Genomic DNA, 19208 nt, shown 5'->3' on the forward strand with positions numbered 1-19208 from the left:
TACTCCCGCCACGTTCAATGTACCCAGTTCCCGCCAGATGATGCCGGGCTGTCAGCAGGAAAGATAGACCATGACGGATCAGAAAAAGTCTGACCAGACCACAAGCTCTGAAAAACCCTGGGGCGGACGCTTCAGTGAACCCACCGATGCCTTTGTTGAAAAATTTACCGCATCCGTGGGATTTGACCAGCGCCTGTACCATCACGACATCACCGGTTCCATTGCCCATGCCACCATGCTGGCCGAGGTTGGCGTGATCACCAACGAGGAGCGGGACCAGATCATCGAGGGCCTGAAAGGGGTCAAGGCAGACATCGAGGCCGGTAATTTCCAGTGGTCGGTCAGCCTTGAAGACGTGCACATGAATATCGAGGCACGCCTGACTGACCGTATCGGCATCACCGGCAAGAAACTGCACACCGGTCGTAGCCGCAACGATCAGGTGGCTACGGATATCCGTCTGTACCTGCGGGACGAAATCGATGTCATCGCCGAGGAACTGAAACGCCTGCAAGCGGGCCTGCTGGACCTGGCCGAGCGCGAGGCGGAGACCATCATGCCCGGCTTCACCCATCTGCAAACCGCCCAGCCGGTCACCTTCGGGCACCACCTGCTGGCCTGGTACGAAATGCTGGTACGGGATGGCGAGCGCCTGCAGGATTGTCGCAAGCGGGTCAACGTGATGCCCCTGGGTGCCGCGGCCCTGGCGGGCACCACCTACCCCATCGATCGCGCGATGACCGCCAGGCTGCTGGGCTTTGATAGGCCCAGCGAGAACAGCCTGGACTCCGTCAGCGACCGGGACTTTGCCATTGAATTCTGTAGCTTTGGGGCGCTGCTGATGACGCATCTGTCCCGGTTCAGCGAGGAGCTGGTGCTCTGGACCTCCGCCCAGTTCGATTTCATTGATCTGCCGGATCGCTTCTGCACCGGCTCGTCCATCATGCCGCAGAAAAAGAATCCGGATGTGCCGGAGCTGGTGCGGGGCAAGACCGGTCGCGTCAACGGCCACCTGATCAGCCTGCTGACCCTGATGAAGAGCCAGCCGCTGGCCTACAACAAGGACAATCAGGAAGACAAGGAGCCCCTGTTCGATACCGTCGATACCATCAAGGGCTGCCTGAAAGCCTACGCTGACATGATTCCGGCCATTCGCTCCAAGGCCGACAACATGCGGGTGGCGGCCAAGCGCGGTTTCTCGACCGCCACCGATCTGGCGGATTACCTGGTCAAGAAAGGCGTGCCTTTCCGGGACGCCCACGAGATCGTGGGCAAGTCCGTGGCGTTCGGTGTGGCTGAAGGTCGTGACCTGTCTGATATGACCCTCGAAGAGCTGCAGCAGTTCTCCGATCATATCGGCGCCGATGTTTTCGATGTGCTGACCCTGGAAGGTTCGGTCCAGGCCCGTGATCATCTCGGTGGCACAGCGCCGGATCAGGTGCGTGCGGCGGTCGGTCGGGCCCGCAACCAGCTGGGTTGAGCCGGCGCACTCAGCGGGGCGAAACGGTTAACCGCCGATTCGCCCTGTAGCGAGGTCTACCGCCGCCGGCGTGAGTTCGTCCAGTGGCTCAGGTCGGCATAGCCGGTAGCCCTGTCCGTAGTGAATGCCCAGAGTCCGTACCTTGCGAAGGGCATCGTCGCTTTCGATAAACGTGGCCACCGTCACTTTGCCGGCGGCCTCGGCAATCCGGTGCAGTGCTTCCAGCATCACCTGCTGCACCGGGTCCTCCTCCAGCTGCTGAACCATTCTCCGGTCCAGTTTGATGATATCCACGGGTAATCTCGCCGCCAGGCTGTAGCTTTCCACCGATGCGCCGGCACCGTCCAGGGCGACGCGGAAGCCTGCCCGATGCAGGGCGTCGCAAAGCACGGCCACGTCGTCGGGATACTGGGTGGCGTGGGCCTCACGGATTTCCAGGCAGAAACAGTCCGGGGCAAACGGGGATTGGTTCAGGGCATCGGCCATGAAGTCGGCGAAGGTGTCATCCAACACAGTTGCCAGTGACAGGTTAAATCCACAGTACTTCAATCGGGGTTCCAGCAAGGGCTGGTTACCGAGCCATTCCAGGGTTTGCCGGATCACCTGGCGATCCAGGCGCTTTGCCAGGTCAAACCGTTCCGCAATGGGCAGGAAATCGTCGGGCAGGAGTGTCGTCTCATCATCCGACGTTGTTGGAATCCGACAGAGGATTTCGATGTGATCGCCCCAGGTGGGGCTGGCCACCGGCCTCATGGCCTGGTATTCCAGAATCAGCGACTGTTTGTCCAGCGCGTCGCGGATCTGCTCGACCCGTTTGCTGGCCACTGAATCGTCCGTCTGGTTGGCAATAGCGCTGGCCGCGTGAACCCGGTTGCGTCCGGAGGTTTTGGCGGTGTGGCACAGGTCCGCAGCCTGGACCAGAAGCTGCTCCGGATCCGCAGGGACGTCGTTGTCCAGAATCAACAGGCCGCCCGATGCGGTGGTCTGGAGGCTGTGACCCTGCCAGTCGAAGACAAAGTCGCCGATCAAATCAAGGGTTTCCTGGGCAATCTTGCGGGCCCGCGCTTCCGGGCAGTTCTCGATCAGAAGGGCGAAGGTGTCGCCAGCGAGGCGGGCGAGGGCGTCACGCTGCCGGACGCGCACGCCGAGGTTGCCGGCCAGCTCCCTGAGGTAGCGATCACAGGTGCCGCTGCCAGCAAGATCGTTAAAGCGTTCGAATTCATCCAGATCCAGGTAGAGCAGGCTGTCGCAGGATTCCCGATGGGTTTTCTGCTCCAGGGTTCTTAATACCCGAGCGATGAATGCCTTTCTGTTCATCAGGCCGGTAACCGGATCGTGACGTATCCGGTATTCCTCACTGGAGGCGTGATTCAGCCAGGGCTCAATGCGACGGGCCACGTGCACCGCGCCGGTGATTTCGCCCTGGTCGTTGGTCAGGCGCTGGTAATGGAATTCATGCACTGGTAGCTGGCGCGACTGCTGGGCCATGGGCATCTCGACCACGAAGTTGTCACGTTCGAAGGCCCGGTGCCAGAGCCGTTCCATCAGCCTGCGTTCGTTCGGGAACTCCTGAAGCAAGTCGCTCAGGTTGTCGCCTGCCTCCGGGCGCCCGCCAAAGGTTTCGGCAAACTGTCTGGCCCAGGCGTCATTGAAGTGGAGCAGGTTGAACGAGAGATCGACCGCCACAACCAGATCGGAGGTGGCGCTGGTGACCGCTGCGAGCATGGTGTTTGCGTGCTGGCGAGCCCTGTCGAGTTTCATATCGGCGGTCCGGTCTACCAGGGTGCCGCCGAGCCCGGTAATCCGGCCGCCCTGTTTCAGGGCCCGACAACTGAGGGTCACCCGACGATGGTTCTGTTGCGAGGTAACGATATCGAGGTTGAGGGAGAATGCGTCTCCGGTTCGGAGGCAGCGGCGGAACATGGCCCGGACCCTGGCCTGGCCGGTCTGGCAGTAGAAAAGCGCCTGTTCGGGCGTGATTTCGGCGCCCGGTCTCAGCTCGAGAAGCTGGAACATTCCCTCGGTCCAGGTCATTTCATTCGTGCGGGTGTCCAGTTCCCAGATCCCGAAACCGGCACTGCTCTCCGCTGCTCGCAACAGGCGGGAATCCCTGCTTGAGCTGTCGCACAAGGCAATCGTGGCACTCGCCGCCTTGTCGGAATCCCGAACGTCGAGTCGCAGGCTCAGGCAGGCGGTGTAGAAGAAACCTTCCTTGTGCCGGAAGGTCACCAGGACGTTCTGGCCACGCTCGATCCGGTGGCGGTTTGCCGGTGCAAAGGGATCATCCTGGCGAGATGCCAGGATCCGGTGCACCGGTTGGCCTTCCAGTTCGCTGCTCTCATAACCGAGCACCGCCTCGGCCTGGTGGTCAGCGAACAGAACTTTTCCTTCATCGTCGATGCGTAAAACGGTCTGGCGCCCGGAGGTCGCGGACTGGTCCGAACGGTAGCGGCGAATGATGAATTCTTTCACAGCGGGTAAGCCTCGCGTGTCCTGCAGCTTTTATTTTTTTAAAGGTTTTGCCACGATGCCGACATCATACTCATACTGATGCTGAAAAGAACCTCTCTGCGGAGCCGCCTTGACCGCCCACGTTGCCCCGATTTCCCTCGACTTTGAGGAGGGAATAGATCGCAAGACCCTCCGTCGCCTGAGGGACCGGTTTCTGCTGGTCAATCAGCAGCGCTGGGACCGTGCCCATTCTGCGTTGTCCTATCGCCAGCAGATGGTGCTGGAAATTCTGCCGCTGGTGTTTCATCTCAACCATCCGGCCCTGCCCGGTTACCTGGACAGCGATTGCCCCTATGGCCTGAGCAACTATCAGCCGTCACCGGCCACCATCAATGCGGCTCGTCGACTGGCCCGGACTTTTTCGCTGAAGGATGAAGGCAAGCGCAAACCGGATCTGGACGCCATGTTCCTGATGGGCAGCCCGGGAACCCTTGGCCATTCCGTGGCCAGTGACCTCGACGTCTGGCTCTGTCACCGCAGTGACCTGCCCGAGCGGGGCATCCGCTGTCTTGAGCGCAAAGCCGAGAAGCTGGCCCGCTGGGCGGAATCTTTCGGTGTCGAACTGCACGTATTCGTCTTCTGTGCTTCGGATTGGCGTGCCGGTCGGCAACGGGTAGAGGTGACCGGCGAGAACTGTGGCAGCGCCCAGCATTTCCTGCTGCTGGACGAGTTCTACCGGACCAGCATCCATCTGGCCGGTGCCTGGCCCATGTGGTGGCTGATTCCTGCGGAGCGGGAGGAAACCTACGATGACTGCATGCGCAAGCTGGTAGATTACCGGTTTGTGCGCGCCGAGGACTATATCGATTTTGGCCCGGTGCCGGCGATTCCGGAGGAAGAATTCCTTGGTGCGGGCGTCTGGCAGTTGTACAAGGGGATTGATGCGCCCTGGAAGTCGATTCTGAAACTGCTTCTGATCGAATGTTATGCGCGGACCACCGGTGAGGCTCTGTTGTCCAGCCAATTCAAGCGGGCCGTTTTCCGCGGCGAAACCGATGCCGACCGTCTGGACCCTTACGTCATGCTCTACAATCGGCTGGAGGGCTGGCTGACCGGACCGGAAGTGGCGTCGAGGCTGGACCTGATTCGCCGGAGCCTGTATCTGAAAGCCAGTTTGCCACTGACGCGGTCCGAGGTCTCCGGTGAGCAATGGCGTGCCCGCCTGCTGCGCCAGATGGTGACAGGTTGGGGCTGGAGTGAAAACACGCTGGCGGAGCTGGATGATCGTCAACGCTGGCGGGCAGAGGATGTCACCACCCTGCGTCGCACCATCGTCAACGAATTGACCCACGGTTACCGCCTGCTGTCGAAAATGGCCAGGGAGCATGGCCAACGCGCCGCCATCAGCGCCAACGATATCAATCTCCTGGGCCGCAAGCTTTATGCTGCGTTTCAGCGCAAGGCGGGCAAGATCGAGCAGATCAATCCCGGGCTGGCCCCGTCGCTGGCGGAGGAAAACCTGGCATTTCATCATCAGTCGGAGCAGGGCGGCGACGCCGACGGCTGGCTGCTGTACCGGGACCTAGAAGACCCGGCAGACGCTTTCTGGCAGCCGGTTATCCGTCGCTCTGGAAATCTGGCGGAACTGATGGTCTGGTGCTATTGCAACGGTCTGCTGACCCGCTCGACTCGACTGAATGTGCGGTCGGGCACCAGTATTGCCTCCGTCAGCGAGTTGCGTGAAATGCTTGATGCCCTGTCTGCGTTCCTGCCATTTCCGATTGCCCCGGCGGAACGGGAAGCGTTGTCCCGGGGTGTGCGGCCGTTGAGGAATCTGCTGTTGGTGAACGTCGGCATTGACCCTCAGGCCCACCTCACGGAAAAGGGCCTTCACAAGCTCAGTTCCCGGCACGATTCTCTGGGCTTTAGCGGCGGGCGGGAGAATCTGGTCATCAGCATCGACCAGATTACTTTCAACAGCTGGCATGAAGTCAGTCTCCAGCATTACGCAGCGGGCGATACACTGATCCAGTGCCTGAAGAATGTTCTAGCATCGGTGGCAGCCAATCCCGACGAATTGCCGGCCGTTCGGGTGCACTGCCACAACCGTGGTCATGGCTCTGCCATTGCCCGCCGGGTTCAGGAGCTGTTTGCCGATGTCCTCCGGCCCTTTTTTGCCGGAGGTACCGGCCCGCATCCGCTGCGCTATGTGATTGAAATGGATCGTCGCTACTTCCTGCTCCAGTTCAACGGCCTGGAACCGGGGTTTGTGGCACTCGACAGCTTTGAGGCGCTGATGGAGCATCTGGCGCTGCCCCAGGAGCGGTACCTGCCGGTGGTGTTCGATCGTTACGCGTTGCAGGACGAGCCGGCCTTGCGGGCGGTTTGCCTGGCCAGCGAACCGGACAACATCCAGGTGTTTTATCGTATTCTCGGCGATCAGGCCCGGCTCTGGGTCGTTGACGAACTGGGTTCTGTGTTCAGCTGGGAACAGGCGGTGACCAGTCGACGGCATTTGCTGGTGCCGGTACTGCGTTTCCTGGATAACCTGATCGAGCGGCGATTGCTGCGCCATACCGATTCCGCCGGCGTTGTGGCCGGCGTCCAGTGCTACGAAATTGTCCGGCGGGACGGGGCCTGGCGGGCCGAGTACCGGCCGGAGTCGGATTCGGGAGTGCCTCTGCCCGGATTTGAGGTGCAGGCCGTGGGCATCCACGAGGGCGACAGTCGCCTGCGCTTCGACATTTTCTGTGGTGACCAGGAATTCAGCGTCCAGGAGTACGGCGACCAGTTGATTCCGGCAGTGGCCCACTACATCCGCTCCCTCCGACATAGCGATGAGGTCTACCCGGTGTACCTGACCGATATCCACCTGCCCCACGACCTCGACCCCCGGGTGTATCAGCAGGATATCCAGACCAGCCAATACCTGTATTACCGGTCTGTGCTGGAAGATTCCCTGAACCGCCACCTCGCGAGGACTCGCTGACCTCGCGGCCCGGGGCGGGTGTCAGGTATACTGCGCCCATAGTGAACTCAGGGGTAGGTAGCCGATATGCGAGCGTGGACTCTGTCGATCATGACGTTGATGCTGGCTCTGGTTGTGAGCGGTTGCGGTCAGAAAGGTCCGTTGTACCGTGACAGTCAGGCCGCTTCGATAACGTCCGGGCCGGATTCGGCCCAGGAGCAGCCCGATCGCGAAGAAACCCGCGACTAGCGCCATGGCCTCCCGGCCCCGTTAAACGAATCAGGAAACTCATGGATCATTTCAACTACCGCGACGGCGAGCTGTACGCCGAGGATATCCCTGTCTCTGCCATTGCCGATCGTTTTGGCACACCGGCCTACGTGTATTCGCGCGCCACGCTTGAGCGACATTACCGGGCATATGATGACGCCCTTCGGGATCACCCGCACCTGGTGTGCTACGCCGTTAAAGCCAATAGCAATCTGGCGGTGCTGAACGTTCTCGCGCGGCTCGGTGCCGGCTTTGATATCGTGTCGGCCGGTGAGCTGGAGCGGGTACTGCGGGCCGGTGGTGATCCGTCGCGGGTGGTCTTCTCCGGCGTTGGCAAGCAGGAATGGGAAATGAAGCGGGCCCTTGAAGTGGGCGTGCGCTGCTTCAACGTCGAATCCGATACCGAACTGGACAGGCTCAATGCGGTGGCGGGAGAACTCGGCGTAAAGGCGCCGATCTCTCTGCGGGTGAACCCGGATGTTGATGCCGGTACCCATCCCTATATTTCCACGGGTCTGAAAGAGAACAAGTTCGGGATTGATATTGCCGAAGCGTCGCAGGTCTATGCCCGTGCGGCAGGTATGCCGAATCTCGACGTGAAGGGTGTGGATTGTCACATCGGCTCACAGCTGACGAGCGTGTCACCGTTCCTCGACGCACTGGACCGAGTGCTGGCCCTGATTGATTCCCTGGCGGACCAGGGCATCCACATTCATCACCTGGATATGGGCGGTGGCCTGGGCGTCACCTACAACCATGAGCAGCCACCACAGCCGTCGGATTACGTGAAAGCGCTGGCCGAGCGCCTGGGTGACCGCAAACTGGAGCTGATTCTGGAGCCCGGCCGATCCATTGCCGCCAACGCTGGCATCCTGGTTACCAGAGTCGAATTCCTGAAGTGCACCGAGCACCGGAATTTTGCCATCATTGATGCCGCCATGAATGATCTGATCCGGCCGGCCCTGTACAGCGCCTGGCAGGCGATTATCCCGGTCAAGCCACACCAGGATGGTGAGGAAAAGGCCTGGGATCTGGTTGGTCCGGTCTGTGAAACCGGCGATTTCCTGGGCAAGGACCGTCACCTGCGCCTGCAGGCCGGGGATCTGCTGGCGGTTCGCTCTGCGGGAGCCTATGGCTTTGTCATGAGCTCAAACTACAACACGCGGAACCGGCCGCCGGAACTCATGGTCGATGGCGACCAGGTGCATGTGGTCCGCCGCCGTGAAACTCTCGAAGACCAGCTCGCACCCGAGAGCTGCCTTCCGGAATGAGCGGGAGCGAGGAGATGACACAGCAACGCCGGACCCAGGGCCCCATGCTTCGATTCACCAAGATGCATGGGCTGGGTAATGATTTTATGGTGGTGGATGCCATCAGCCAGCCTTTTCGTCTGCGCCCCGAGATGATCCGCGAACTGGCCAACAGGAATTTCGGAATTGGCTTCGATCAGTTGCTGGTGGTGGAGCCGCCCGGGCTGCCGGATGTCGATTTCCGCTACCGCATTTTCAATGCGGACGGGTCCGAGGTGGAGCAGTGCGGCAACGGTGCCCGCTGCTTCGCCCGGTTTGTCCGGGACCAGCGACTGACCAACAAAAAGGTCATCCGCGTCCAGACCGCCAAGGGCGTGATCGAGCTCCGTGTCGGCCGGGAAGGCATGGTGATGGTCAATATGGGCGTGCCCGAGTTCAATCCGCCGGCCATTCCGTTCGCCGCCGACCGTCGAAAGGATGTCTACACCGTGGATGTGGACGGCCAGACAGTGGAACTGAGCGCCTTGTCCATGGGTAACCCCCATGGTGTGCTGCTGGTTGAGGATGTAGACCAGGCGCCGGTGGAAACGCTGGGGCCCAAGCTCGAGCGGCATCCCCGCTTCCCGGCACGGGCCAACATCGGGTTTCTCCAGATTCTGGATCGTACCCATGTCCGCCTGCGGGTGTTTGAGCGTGGCTCGGGCGAGACCCTCGCCTGCGGTAGTGGTGCCTGTGCCGCCGTGGTGGCCGGCTGCCTGCGAGGCCTGCTGGATGCCCGCGTGGAAGTGGAATTGCGGGGTGGCCCTCTGGTCATTGAATGGCAGGGTGAAGGGACCCCTGTTATGATGGAAGGGCCTGCAACCAGCGTATTTGAGGGGCAGTTGAGGCTGCCGGGTGATTCTGGTGGTCGTCGACGCAGGAGCGCTCGCCCCCATAAACAACGATCCTGACAGCCAGGAGTACTCCATGACAGAACAAACGGCCCGCCAGAAGGCCGGTGAGCTCACCCGGGAAGAGGTGGCGGATTACCTGCGCGCCAACCCCGATTTCTTCATCGACCAGGACGAGCTGCTGCGCAGCCTGACCCTGCCCCACGACAGTGGCCGGGCCATTTCGCTGGTCGAACGCCAGGTGCATCTGTTCCGGGAGCAGCGGGACACCCTGCGCAGGGAGTTGGTAGAGCTTGTATCCATCGCCCGCCATAACGACCGGTTGTTCGAGAAGAGCAAGCGTTTGCTGATGCAGGTGATTGAAGCGCGGACGCTCAACGATATGGCTGCTGCCATTGATGACAGTATCCGTGGTGATTTCGGTCTCGACGCCGCTTCCGTGTTGTTGTTTACCGATGTTGAGCTGCCTGAGGCCTCTCAAGGCGCCCTGCATGTGGTCAGTCCTTCTGCGGCCCGTGAGCGCCTGGGCAGCCTGCTGGAAGGTGAGCGGGCTGTGTGCGGTCAGTTCCGTGAAAGCGAACGGGAGTTCCTGTTTGCGGACCGTGAAGAACCCATTGCCTCGGTCGCCCTGGTGCCGCTGAGGCATGACGAGCTGGTGGGCGTGTTTGCGGTCGGTAGCTGCCAGCCGGGGCACTTTGACCAGAGCATGGGTTCCCTGTTCCTGAGCTACATCAGCGACACACTAAGCCGCCTGCTGCCGCCCATGGTGCAGCGCCACACAGCGGCTGCTCCGGTCACCGACATGGCGACGGAGTCCCGCTAACGTGTCAGAAGCCCCGGAGAGTCCGGCAGTGCCCAATGAGCTGACCGGGCCGCTGGCGGAATTTATCCGGCACCTGGCTTCTGAAAAACGCCATTCTCCGAGAACCTGCGACAGCTACCAGCGCGACCTTTTGCGTCTGGCGGACTGGCTGGGCCGCAGTGGATTCGTTGCCTGGCAACGGGTGACCAACCACGACCTGCGCCGCTACGTCGCGACGCTCAGCCGGGAGGGGTTGTCAGGCCGGAGCATTGCCAGACATCTCTCGGCGACCCGCCGTTTTTACCAGTTCCTGCTCAGGGAGAAGCTGGCATCGGATAATCCGGCGCTGGATATCCGGGCCCCCAAGAGTGGCCGCCGTCTGCCTCGCGTTGCAGATGTGGATCAACTGAATCATCTACTGGACGGACAGCCGGACGATCCCCTGGAAGTGCGGGATATATGTATGTTCGAGCTGATGTATTCTTCCGGGTTGCGGCTGGCGGAGCTGGCAAGCCTGGATCTGGATACCGTCGATCTGTGCAGTGGTGAGGTTCGCGTGATGGGTAAGGGTGGCAAGGAACGCCTGCTGCCCGTCGGACGAAAAGCCATTGCAGCCATACAGGCCTGGCTACCGTACAGAGCGGCGCTGGCCAATGACGGTGAGGCTGCCCTGTTCGTCAGCCAGCGGGGCGAAAGACTCAGCCACCGAAGTATCCAGGCCCGCCTTAGCCGTTGGGGAATCAGCCGTGGTGCCGACCAGAAGCTCCATCCGCACCTGCTGCGACACTCGTTTGCCAGCCACATGCTTGAATCCAGTGGTGACCTTCGTGCCGTACAGGAACTTCTGGGCCATGCCGACATTGCCACGACCCAGGTCTATACTCATCTTGATTTTCAACATTTGGCGCGGGTTTATGACCAGAGTCACCCCAGAGCACGACGCGATCGGTATCATGGTAAGACCAGTGACGAGAGTTCCTGAGGCCAGCAAGGGTCATCCAGGGGTTTTTCACACATCAACAGTACAGCAAGGATAGGCGGGAGCGCTCCATGGCATCGGATCAGTCCTGGAAGGAAAAATACCTTCAGGAACTCGAGTCTGCAGACAATCGGGAAAAGCAGTGGAAGGCGGAGCGGAATACCCTTGAACGCATGCTGGTGCGCACCAGTCTCGCCTCCGAAGGCCAGACCCCGGAGCTGGATCGGTTACTGGCTCGCATCCGGAAGGACCTGCGGAAAAACCGGGTAGATGTGGACGCCTGGAAGGACTTGCAGGATCAGATTGATCGCCAGGTCGCCCTGCTCGATGAGCGCCAGTCGGCCAACGACAGGAAGCCTTCCTTTTTCTCCCGTCTGGCGCGAGAACCAGAGCAAGAGCCCCAGCAACAGCAGCAACAGGTCAGCGCGGAACCTTTACCGGAAAGCAGCGAGCAGCCGGAGTCCCTCCCGGGCAATGACCAGGATGTCGAGGACAACGTTCAGCGGTTGCGCATTGCCCGCCGTGTGGGCCAGCTGTTGGGTCAGATGCTTACCCAGGTCTCCCTTGAGCCTGCCGCCGAGGCCCGGGCCCGGGCGTTGCAGCAATCTCTCCTGGCCAGTAACGACTGGGATGAATTGCGCGAAGGCCTGAACCATGTGGCTGAGCTGGTCATCGCTGCGGTTACCCGGAGCAAGCGCGAGTTCGAAGCCTTTCTCAAGCGTCTCGATGAACGTCTGGAGCTGTTGAGGGAACACTTCTCGGCCCAGTCTTCGGCCCAGTCCGGCCGATTGGATGCCTCAGAGCACCTTGATCGGGAGATCCGCGAGGAAATTGAGCGGGTTGGGCAACGTTTGCAGGAGAGCGATGACCTTCAGGACCTAAAACAGTCGGTCAGTCGTCATCTTGAGTCCATTGGTCAGGCGGTAGGCCGTTTCCGTACCCAGGAATCCGAGCGCGAGCGTGCGCTCTCCGAGCAGCTTGAGGCCATGCAGGAGAAAGTGGCGGCCATGGAGGCCCACTCCGAGCAGATGCAGGAACAGGTCCGTAAGGAGCGGCTCCGGGCCATGACCGACCTGCTTACCGAGTTGCCCAACCGTGAAGCCTGGCAGGAGCGACTGTCATTCGAGTACAACCGCTGGCAACGCTACAGCCATCCGTTGACCATCGGTGTGCTGGATATCGATCTTTTCAAACGGATCAACGACTCCTATGGTCACAAGGCCGGCGACAGGGTGTTGCAGCTGGTTGCGAGGGAGTTCAGGGATCGCTTGCGCACCACGGATTTTGTGGCTCGTTTTGGCGGCGAGGAATTCGTGGTGTTGTTCCCGGAAACCGAACCTTCGGACGCGCGAGCAGTGGTGGACAAGTTGCGGGAACATGTCGGCAAGCTGCCGTTCCACTTCCGCGGCGAGCCGGTCACTGTGACCTTCTCAGCCGGCCTGGCGGGATTCATTGCCGGCGACACCGAGGAGTCGGTGTTCGACCGGGCCGACCGGGCCCTCTATCAGGCCAAGGACGCCGGCCGGGACCAGGTGATGATTAGCGACAGTGCCGAGATTCAGTGACGCATCATTGCGTCCAGCTCGTCGATCACCTCCGCCCAGTCGCTGTCTTCCTCCAGGCCTTCTTCCAGGAAGTGAGACTGGCTTTCAGACCAGATGGGAGCATCCTGGATGGCAACTTCGCTCGGCAGGGGCGAGTACCTGGCGACAAAATCCTCAATGCTTTTGGCGTCGGACGCGAGGCCTAGCTGCTCGAACAGAGTACTGAGGGTGTGTTTGCTGGTGTCCATGGACATTCGTCTCCCGTTGGCCGTTTGCCTGAATGAAATCAATGGCGTTTGCAGGTATTGTTCCCTGAAATGTAGCGGAACCCTTAAGGATATCCAGTGAAGGTTACCCTTGCCTTTCTACTATGCTGCCTGTTGGCGCTGTTTCAATCCCCCCTGCGGGCGGAACCGCCGCAAGCATCGCCGGCCCCCGTGCTAGGCAAAGAGGAGCTGACCTGGCTGGAAGGGCAGGACCGGTTTCGTATCGGTCTTCGCAGCGATCAGGTGCCGCTGGTTTTCGATACCGGCAATGGAGTGCTTGCTGGGACCTACATTGACTACCTTGCCCGGCTCTCCGACAAACTGGGCGTCGCCATGGAGCCCATCGTCCTGGAGATCGGGCAGGATAGCGGCCCGGTCAGGAGTGAGCTGGCAACCGATGCGGTTCTGACCACCAGAATGCCGGGGATGCCGGTGGTGCCCGGCAAGCGTTTCACCGATCCCCTGATGTCTCTTACCTATGGCGTGTTCGTCAGCGCCGGCGATGCGGCCATCCGGACCCTTGCCGATCTTGAGGGCAGCCGGATTGCGGTTATTGCCGGTGACCCCAACCAGTATCCCATGCTGGACCCCGTCGAGGAGTTTACGCCGGTGCCGGTCAGCAACGTCAGCGAAGCCGTCGGCCAGATTCTTTCGGGGCAGGCCGATGCGTTTCTGGCACCGGTGCCAGTGGTGTCCGATTACCTCCAGTCGGCGATGGTGAATGGTATTGGTCTGTCGGTGCTGCTGGATAACAGCCCGGTAGATGTGGTGTTGCGGGTGGATACTGATCGGGATCTGCTTTACCAGGTGTTGAACAAGTCCATTGCGGCGATCAGTCACAACGAGCATCGCACCATCCGACAGTCATGGCTGCAGGCGGATCAGCCTTCCCTCGAACGAACTGGCCTGGAATTATCCGGGTCGGATATGGAGTGGCTCAAGCAGCATCCAGATCTGAAAGTTGCGTTTCGCGCGGACTGGCCGCCGTTTGAATACACTCAGGATGGCCGGCCCACAGGTCTGGTTCCGGATTTGCTGACCCGGCTGGAAACCGAACTGAACGTACGGTTTACGCGCTCTGTCGCTGGAGGCCGCATGGATGCAGAAGAGAAACTGCGTTCGGGCGAGGTGGATATTCTTCCCGGGTTGTCCCGGACGCCGCGCACCGAAGAGGCATTTCTGTTTACCCGGGCCTATCTGACCGTGCCCATCGCCCTTGCCATCAGGGACGACGGTCGCTTTATCGGCGATCTCCGGGAACTCCGCACGGAACGGGTGGGTGTGGTGAACCGGCATGCGGCCCACGATTACCTGTTGATCAATCATCCGAACCTGGATCTTTACCCGATGGATACGGTGGAGGAGGGGCTTCTGGCGCTATCCAACGGCGACCTGGATGTCATGGTTACCCATATTCCGGCGGTCAGCTACACAGTCGCCCGGCTGGGGCTGTCGAACCTTAGGATTACCAGCATCACTCCCTACCAGTACGACCTGCGACTGGCCGTGCGCAAGGACAACCCCGAGCTGCACCGGGTGCTGAACAAGGCGCTGGGCAGCCTCGAAGCCAGCGAGACAGAATCCATCTACAACAGGTGGATTCATCTGGATATCGAGCAGGAGACCGATTACACCGTGGTGCGGCGGGTGGTGCTGATCGCCATCCTGGTCGTGCTGATCTTCCTGTACTGGAACCGCAAGTTGTCGCGGGAGGTGGATGAGCGTATCCGTTCGGAGAATGCCCTGCGCCGGAGCGAAGACGAGTTGCGGGCTGCCAAGCTCGAAGCCGAGAGGTTGGCCCGGGAGGCGGAGGCCGCCAGCCTGGCCAAGAGTGAGTTCCTGGCCAATATGTCCCACGAAATACGAACGCCGATGAACGCGGTGATCGGCTACAGCGATCTGCTCAGCAACAGTGTTACCGACCCGCAGCAGCGCAATTACCTGGACGCCATCCGGGCGGGAAGTCGAAGTCTGCTGATGCTGATCAACGACATTCTGGACCTGTCCCGAATCGAGGCGGGGAAAATGCGGTTGGACTATTCCGCCGTATCGGTCCGTCGTCTCCTGGATGATGTTCGCCACATTTTCGATCTGCGGGCCCGGGAGCAGGGCATAACCCTGGAAGTGAGTGTCGACTCGCGAATGCCCGGCGCCATGATGCTGGATGAAACCCGTCTTCGGCAGGTTCTGTTCAACCTGGTCGGCAACGCCATCAAGTTCACCCACGACGGTGGTGTCACAGTTCGGGCAACCGCGAAGCCGCTCAAGAAGCGGTCGGCAGAAGCGGAACAGAACCCGGAAGCGCCGGAACGCCAGTATTACAAGTTGATCGTCACGGTCAGCGATAGCGGTATCGGTATCCCGCCGGATCAGGTGGAGCGTATTTTCGATGCCTTTGAGCAGCAGGAGGGGCAGAATACGCGGCGCTATGGTGGAACCGGTCTCGGGTTGGCCATCAGCCGGAAGCTGGCCCGTATGATGGGCGGTGAGCTGGAAGTTGAGAGTGAGCAAGGTTCCGGTTCGGTCTTTACGGTGACCTTGCCCCGGGTTGAGGCGACGGTGGAACAGGCGGAAGACGAGGGCGTTCCCAAGGAATCCGACCGGCTGCTGGCCCAGACTCTCAGCATGCAGGAGCGGGGCTGGCTCAGGGAACAGCTCGCGGCGGATTTCGGTGACGAGTGGGAAGCTGTGAGAGAGAGTGGCGATCCGGAGCAGATGAAAGACTTTGCACGCCGGGTGCTGGCCTGGGGCCAGCGATTCCGGTCACGTTCCGTTACCCGTTACGGGGAGAAGCTGCTTGCGGATGTCGAGGCATTCAACCTGGACGCGGTCAACAGTGCTCTTGAGGCTTTCCCGAAGTTGCTCGGCCGCGAAGAGTAAGAGCCGGGTGGGTTACAGACAATCGAACTGCGAGCGACGGTCGAAAGCGACCGAGACCATGTCGTAACCGGAATCCGAGAGTTGGCGGATCAGGTCGCGGTCTTTCAGCAGAGTCATGCAGACCTTGTGCACACTGGCCTGAAGCTGTTCAGATGCCATGTCGTTAGAAGCCAGGCGGAAATCCACAATCAGGTATTTGCGCTCGACCGCCGCGCTGGCGGGGATATCCTGTCGTTCAACGCTCTCGTACCCGATATAGGTCGCCTGGGCTTCCGGAAACACCTGGCTCATGAGTACATCAAGATTTTCGGCATGAACAAGCGGTGCCGACAGCAAAAGGGCTGTGGCAGCGAGGCGTAGTGAGCGTGTGATCGTCATTGGAGGCCACTCCCTGGTGACATTCCGGTTAATCTGTAACCAAGTGTAAAGTTTGGTTACTGTTGATTATTGCAGAGTCTGTCGCATTTTGCGTGATATGTGACATTAATTTTTCAATTGTTTGCAGTCTCGATACAGTGACGACCGGGCTTTCGGGCTCCCGGTCCGGTGCACGATCAACTATGATGTGGGTAAGACGGACTTAGAGAGGAAAACGCATGTTTCAGCTTGTCTTTAAAGGGGAATGCGTTCCCGGAACGGATCTGGAAACGGCGCGCAACAATGCCAGAACCCTGTTCAAGGCTTCTCTTGATCAGGTTGATCGCATGTTCAGTGGTCAGCCGGTGGTTATTCGCAACAAGCTGGAAGAGGTTCAGGCTGAAAAATACCGGGCGGTATTGAAAAAGCACGGCATGGTAGCTTATGTCCAGCCGATGGCTGACGCCCGGCCTGCTGCCAGTGCGGCACGACAGCAGGCCCCGTCGGCCCCCGCAAGTCAGCCCCGTCCGGAACCGACGCCCTCTGCCCCGCCGGCTGAAGAGCAGCGCCGTGGGGTTCCTGAAACCGAGCCTGGCGATCGTCTGCCGGTGGCGGGAGAGAAGGTGGATACGATACTTTCCGGCTCCGGTCTGAGTCTGGATCCGGTCGGGGTCAACCTGACAGAGAAGACCGAAGTGGAGCCACCGATGTTTCAGCATCTGGACGAGTGGAGCCTGGCTCCGGCTGGTAGTGATCTGGGTGTCGAGCGTGACCTGCCGCCGCCGATGATACCTGACGTATCCCACCTGTCACTGGCGGACGACGACTCCTCCGAGCGGAAATAACCCAATTGTGAGCCAGTGCAACCCCTGGGGCCGGAATGCCCCTCGACTGATCGCCGTCATCATGATTCTCCTGGCACCACTGGCTTCGGCTGAGGAGCGTCCCAAGGTAGGGCTGGTTCTGAGTGGCGGCGGCGCCAAGGGTATGGCCCATGTTGGCGTGCTGCGGGTTCTGGAGGAAATGCGGGTTCCTGTTGATCTGGTGGTTGGCACCAGCGCGGGTTCCGCAGTCGGTGCCCTGTATGCCAGTGGTATGCCGGTCAGTGACATCGAGCAGCGCTTTATCGAGATGGACTGGCTTTCCAGCTTTCGCGACGATCCCGGCCGGGTCTACAAGCCGGTTCGGCGCAAGCAGGATGACTGGCGGTTTCCGGTGGTCCCGGGTATCGGGGTGCGTGCCGACGGTTTGCACCTGGGCGGTGGGCTCATCGCCGGCCAGAACCTTGGCTTTATTCTCAACGAGCTGACCCGCAACGCCGCGCTGGTCGAGGATTTCGACCGCTTGCCGATTCCCTTCCGGGCCGTTGCCACAGACCTGGAGACCGGTGAGCCGGTGGTTATCGGTGACGGCAACCTGTCCGAGGCCATTCGGGCCAGCATGAGTATCCCGGGCGTTTATGCCCCGGTCGAACGGGATGGGCGGTTGCTGGTGGATGGCGGCGTTGCCAACAACCTGCCGGTGAGTGTTGCCCGGGAGTTGGGCGCTGACGTCATAATTGCCGTTGATATCACCGACAGCCTCATGGAAGCGGACGAACTGGGTGGGGCGTTCTCTGTGGTCGGACAGCTCACCACCATCATGACCCGACGAAATACCGATCAGCAACTGGACCTGCTTGCCGATGGCGATGTGCTGATACGTCCCGATCTGGAAGGCTACACCTCCGCCGATTTTTATGATGCGCCGGTACTGTTTGAGCTGGGCGCCAGTTCCGCCAGGGAACACGGTGTCGAGCTGCGGCCTCTGGCGGTAACCCGCAAGGCGTGGGCCGCCTGGCGGGACAATGTGGCGGCGCGGGACGACGGAGCAAACATCGTTTCACGTATCGAGATCGAAGACAGCCGTCGGCTGGCCCGTGATTTTCTCAGGGAACGGATCCGGCAGAGAACCGGCGAGCCCCTGGATACTGAGCAGTTGGAAGCCGATCTCAAACGGATCTATGGCGTCGGCTATTACGAGATCGTGTCCTACTCAATCTCGTCAGCACCCGAAGGCACCATTCTGACCGTGCGCGTTCAGGAAAAGAGCTGGGGTCCGAATTACCTGTCCTTCGGCCTCAACTATGAGGACAACTTTGACGGGGAAACCCGGTTCAATCTCGCCTCCTCTCTGCGCATTACCGAGTTGAATGAACTGGGTGGGGAGTGGCAGACCGGTGTCCAGCTGGGCACCGAGCCCTGGGTTCGCAGCCAATGGTATCAGCCTCTGGATTACGGCTATGAGAGATTCCTCGTCCTTGGCGGCGAGTATTCCCGGGATACGTTCAGCCTGTTCGATGCCGCCGGCACCCGCATTGCGGAGGTGGACGTGACCTTCCGACAAGCGGATCTGGCACTGGGTATGGAGATTGGCGGTAATGCTGAAATCCGCCTGATCTATGCCCGGGGCTATGCCATGGTGGATGAGCAGATCGGCCAGCCGGTGGCCCCTGAGGGTTCCGTGCATCAGGGCGGGATAGCCCTGCAACTGGTCCATGACTCGCTGGATGATACGTTTTTCCCCCGTGCGGGTGGCTTTGCCGGTCTTCGGGGGCGGTTCGAGCGTGAGGGGTTGGGGTCAGACCGGGAGTTTGATTCGCTCACCGGTCTGGCGTTGGGCACCGAGAGCTGGAAGGGCCTGACGTTGACCGGGCTGCTGTACGCCCATGCGGTAACGCGGGGCACGCCCGGCATTGAAAACGCAGTCCGCCTGGGCGGGTTCCGGCGTCTGTCCGCTTACGCGCCGGGTGAAATTACCGGAGACAACGCCCTGATGGTCTCAGCCTACGCCAGCCAGAGCTTTGGCGGACCACTGCTGCCCTGGTTTGTGGGCGCCGGGTTCGAGGCGGGCAATGCCTGGCCCTCGCTGGATGCGGCAAGCTGGGACAGCTCGGTGAAATCCTCCAGTGTGTTCGCCGGCGTGGACACTTTCCTGGGCCCGGTGCAACTGGCGGCGGCCTACAACAATGAAGATAACTGGACCGCCTACCTGAATATCGGCTTCTCGTTCACGCAGCTTTTCTACTAACG

General features: G+C 60.6%; 14 protein-coding genes. 11 read left to right on the forward strand and 3 right to left on the reverse strand.

Features of this window, described 5'->3' with window-relative positions; all coding sequences use genetic code 11:
• Positions 1-70: 70 nt before the first annotated feature.
• A complete protein-coding gene (argH, locus tag AC5JQH_RS12665; RefSeq protein ID WP_491712959.1) occupies positions 71-1480 on the forward strand; it encodes an argininosuccinate lyase in 1410 nt (469 codons plus the stop codon).
• Between the two features lie 27 nt (positions 1481-1507).
• On the opposite strand, the gene AC5JQH_RS12670 is transcribed toward argH, so the two are convergent.
• Complete coding sequence (locus AC5JQH_RS12670; RefSeq protein WP_491712960.1) at positions 1508-3952, reverse strand: EAL domain-containing protein; 2445 nt, start codon at positions 3950-3952, stop codon at positions 1508-1510.
• Positions 3953-4061: 109 nt separating this feature from the next.
• Here AC5JQH_RS12670 and AC5JQH_RS12675 point away from each other — a divergent pair, with 109 nt between their 5' ends.
• From AC5JQH_RS12675 to AC5JQH_RS12705, 7 genes are all read left to right on the forward strand, one after another.
• A complete protein-coding gene (locus AC5JQH_RS12675; RefSeq protein ID WP_483241169.1) occupies positions 4062-6920 on the forward strand; it encodes a class I adenylate cyclase in 2859 nt (952 codons plus the stop codon).
• Positions 6921-6986: 66 nt separating this feature from the next.
• Positions 6987-7148, forward strand: a complete 162-nt coding sequence (lptM, locus tag AC5JQH_RS12680) for an LPS translocon maturation chaperone LptM (RefSeq protein WP_227497818.1) — start codon at positions 6987-6989, stop codon at positions 7146-7148.
• Between the two features lie 41 nt (positions 7149-7189).
• Positions 7190-8440 (forward strand): diaminopimelate decarboxylase, encoded by a 1251-nt coding sequence (lysA, locus tag AC5JQH_RS12685; protein WP_008173209.1) that lies wholly within the window; start codon positions 7190-7192, stop codon positions 8438-8440.
• Positions 8441-8454: 14 nt separating this feature from the next.
• Positions 8455-9369 carry a diaminopimelate epimerase gene (dapF, locus tag AC5JQH_RS12690; RefSeq protein WP_008173211.1) on the forward strand — a complete coding sequence of 305 codons (915 nt, stop codon included), beginning with the start codon at positions 8455-8457 and terminating at the stop codon, positions 9367-9369.
• A gap of 16 nt (positions 9370-9385) precedes the next feature.
• Positions 9386-10132 carry a DUF484 family protein gene (locus AC5JQH_RS12695; protein ID WP_491712962.1) on the forward strand — a complete coding sequence of 249 codons (747 nt, stop codon included), beginning with the start codon at positions 9386-9388 and terminating at the stop codon, positions 10130-10132.
• Between the two features lie 28 nt (positions 10133-10160).
• Positions 10161-11093 (forward strand): tyrosine recombinase XerC, encoded by a 933-nt coding sequence (gene xerC / locus AC5JQH_RS12700; RefSeq protein ID WP_491712986.1) that lies wholly within the window; start codon positions 10161-10163, stop codon positions 11091-11093.
• A gap of 68 nt (positions 11094-11161) precedes the next feature.
• On the forward strand, positions 11162-12655 hold the full coding sequence (locus tag AC5JQH_RS12705) for a GGDEF domain-containing protein (RefSeq protein ID WP_273017474.1): 1494 nt from the start codon (positions 11162-11164) through the stop codon (positions 12653-12655).
• On the opposite strand, the gene AC5JQH_RS12710 is transcribed toward AC5JQH_RS12705, so the two are convergent.
• Entirely contained in the window at positions 12649-12882 is a 234-nt protein-coding gene (locus tag AC5JQH_RS12710; RefSeq protein ID WP_008173223.1) for a DUF2789 domain-containing protein, read from the reverse strand. The two genes, AC5JQH_RS12705 and AC5JQH_RS12710, sit on opposite strands and share 7 nt — an antisense overlap.
• Positions 12883-12978: 96 nt before the next feature.
• Between AC5JQH_RS12710 and AC5JQH_RS12715 the strand changes: the two genes are divergently transcribed.
• Positions 12979-15780 (forward strand): ATP-binding protein, encoded by a 2802-nt coding sequence (locus tag AC5JQH_RS12715; RefSeq protein ID WP_493791596.1) that lies wholly within the window; start codon positions 12979-12981, stop codon positions 15778-15780.
• A gap of 12 nt (positions 15781-15792) precedes the next feature.
• Here the strand turns inward: AC5JQH_RS12715 and AC5JQH_RS12720 are convergent, their stop codons facing one another.
• A complete protein-coding gene (locus AC5JQH_RS12720; protein ID WP_008173227.1) occupies positions 15793-16158 on the reverse strand; it encodes a hypothetical protein in 366 nt (121 codons plus the stop codon).
• Between the two features lie 218 nt (positions 16159-16376).
• Between AC5JQH_RS12720 and AC5JQH_RS12725 the strand changes: the two genes are divergently transcribed.
• On the forward strand, positions 16377-16982 hold the full coding sequence (locus AC5JQH_RS12725; protein ID WP_405418300.1) for a hypothetical protein: 606 nt from the start codon (positions 16377-16379) through the stop codon (positions 16980-16982).
• Positions 16983-16989: 7 nt separating this feature from the next.
• Complete coding sequence (locus AC5JQH_RS12730) at positions 16990-19206, forward strand: patatin-like phospholipase family protein (RefSeq protein WP_493805660.1); 2217 nt, start codon at positions 16990-16992, stop codon at positions 19204-19206.
• Positions 19207-19208: the final 2 nt, after the last annotated feature.

The sequence above is a fragment of the Marinobacter sp. H13 genome (assembly GCF_059072335.1).

Coding starts and splice junctions, on each gene's coding strand:
- argH (WP_491712959.1), top strand. CDS start 71: ATGACGGATCAGAAAAAGTCTGACCAGACCACAAGCTCTGAAAAACCC.
- lptM (WP_227497818.1), top strand. CDS start 6,987: ATGCGAGCGTGGACTCTGTCGATCATGACGTTGATGCTGGCTCTGGTT.
- lysA (WP_008173209.1), top strand. CDS start 7,190: ATGGATCATTTCAACTACCGCGACGGCGAGCTGTACGCCGAGGATATC.
- dapF (WP_008173211.1), top strand. CDS start 8,455: ATGACACAGCAACGCCGGACCCAGGGCCCCATGCTTCGATTCACCAAG.
- AC5JQH_RS12695 (WP_491712962.1), top strand. CDS start 9,386: ATGACAGAACAAACGGCCCGCCAGAAGGCCGGTGAGCTCACCCGGGAA.
- AC5JQH_RS12705 (WP_273017474.1), top strand. CDS start 11,162: ATGGCATCGGATCAGTCCTGGAAGGAAAAATACCTTCAGGAACTCGAG.
- AC5JQH_RS12710 (WP_008173223.1), bottom strand. CDS start 12,882: ATGGACACCAGCAAACACACCCTCAGTACTCTGTTCGAGCAGCTAGGC.
- AC5JQH_RS12720 (WP_008173227.1), bottom strand. CDS start 16,158: ATGACGATCACACGCTCACTACGCCTCGCTGCCACAGCCCTTTTGCTG.
- AC5JQH_RS12725 (WP_405418300.1), top strand. CDS start 16,377: ATGTTTCAGCTTGTCTTTAAAGGGGAATGCGTTCCCGGAACGGATCTG.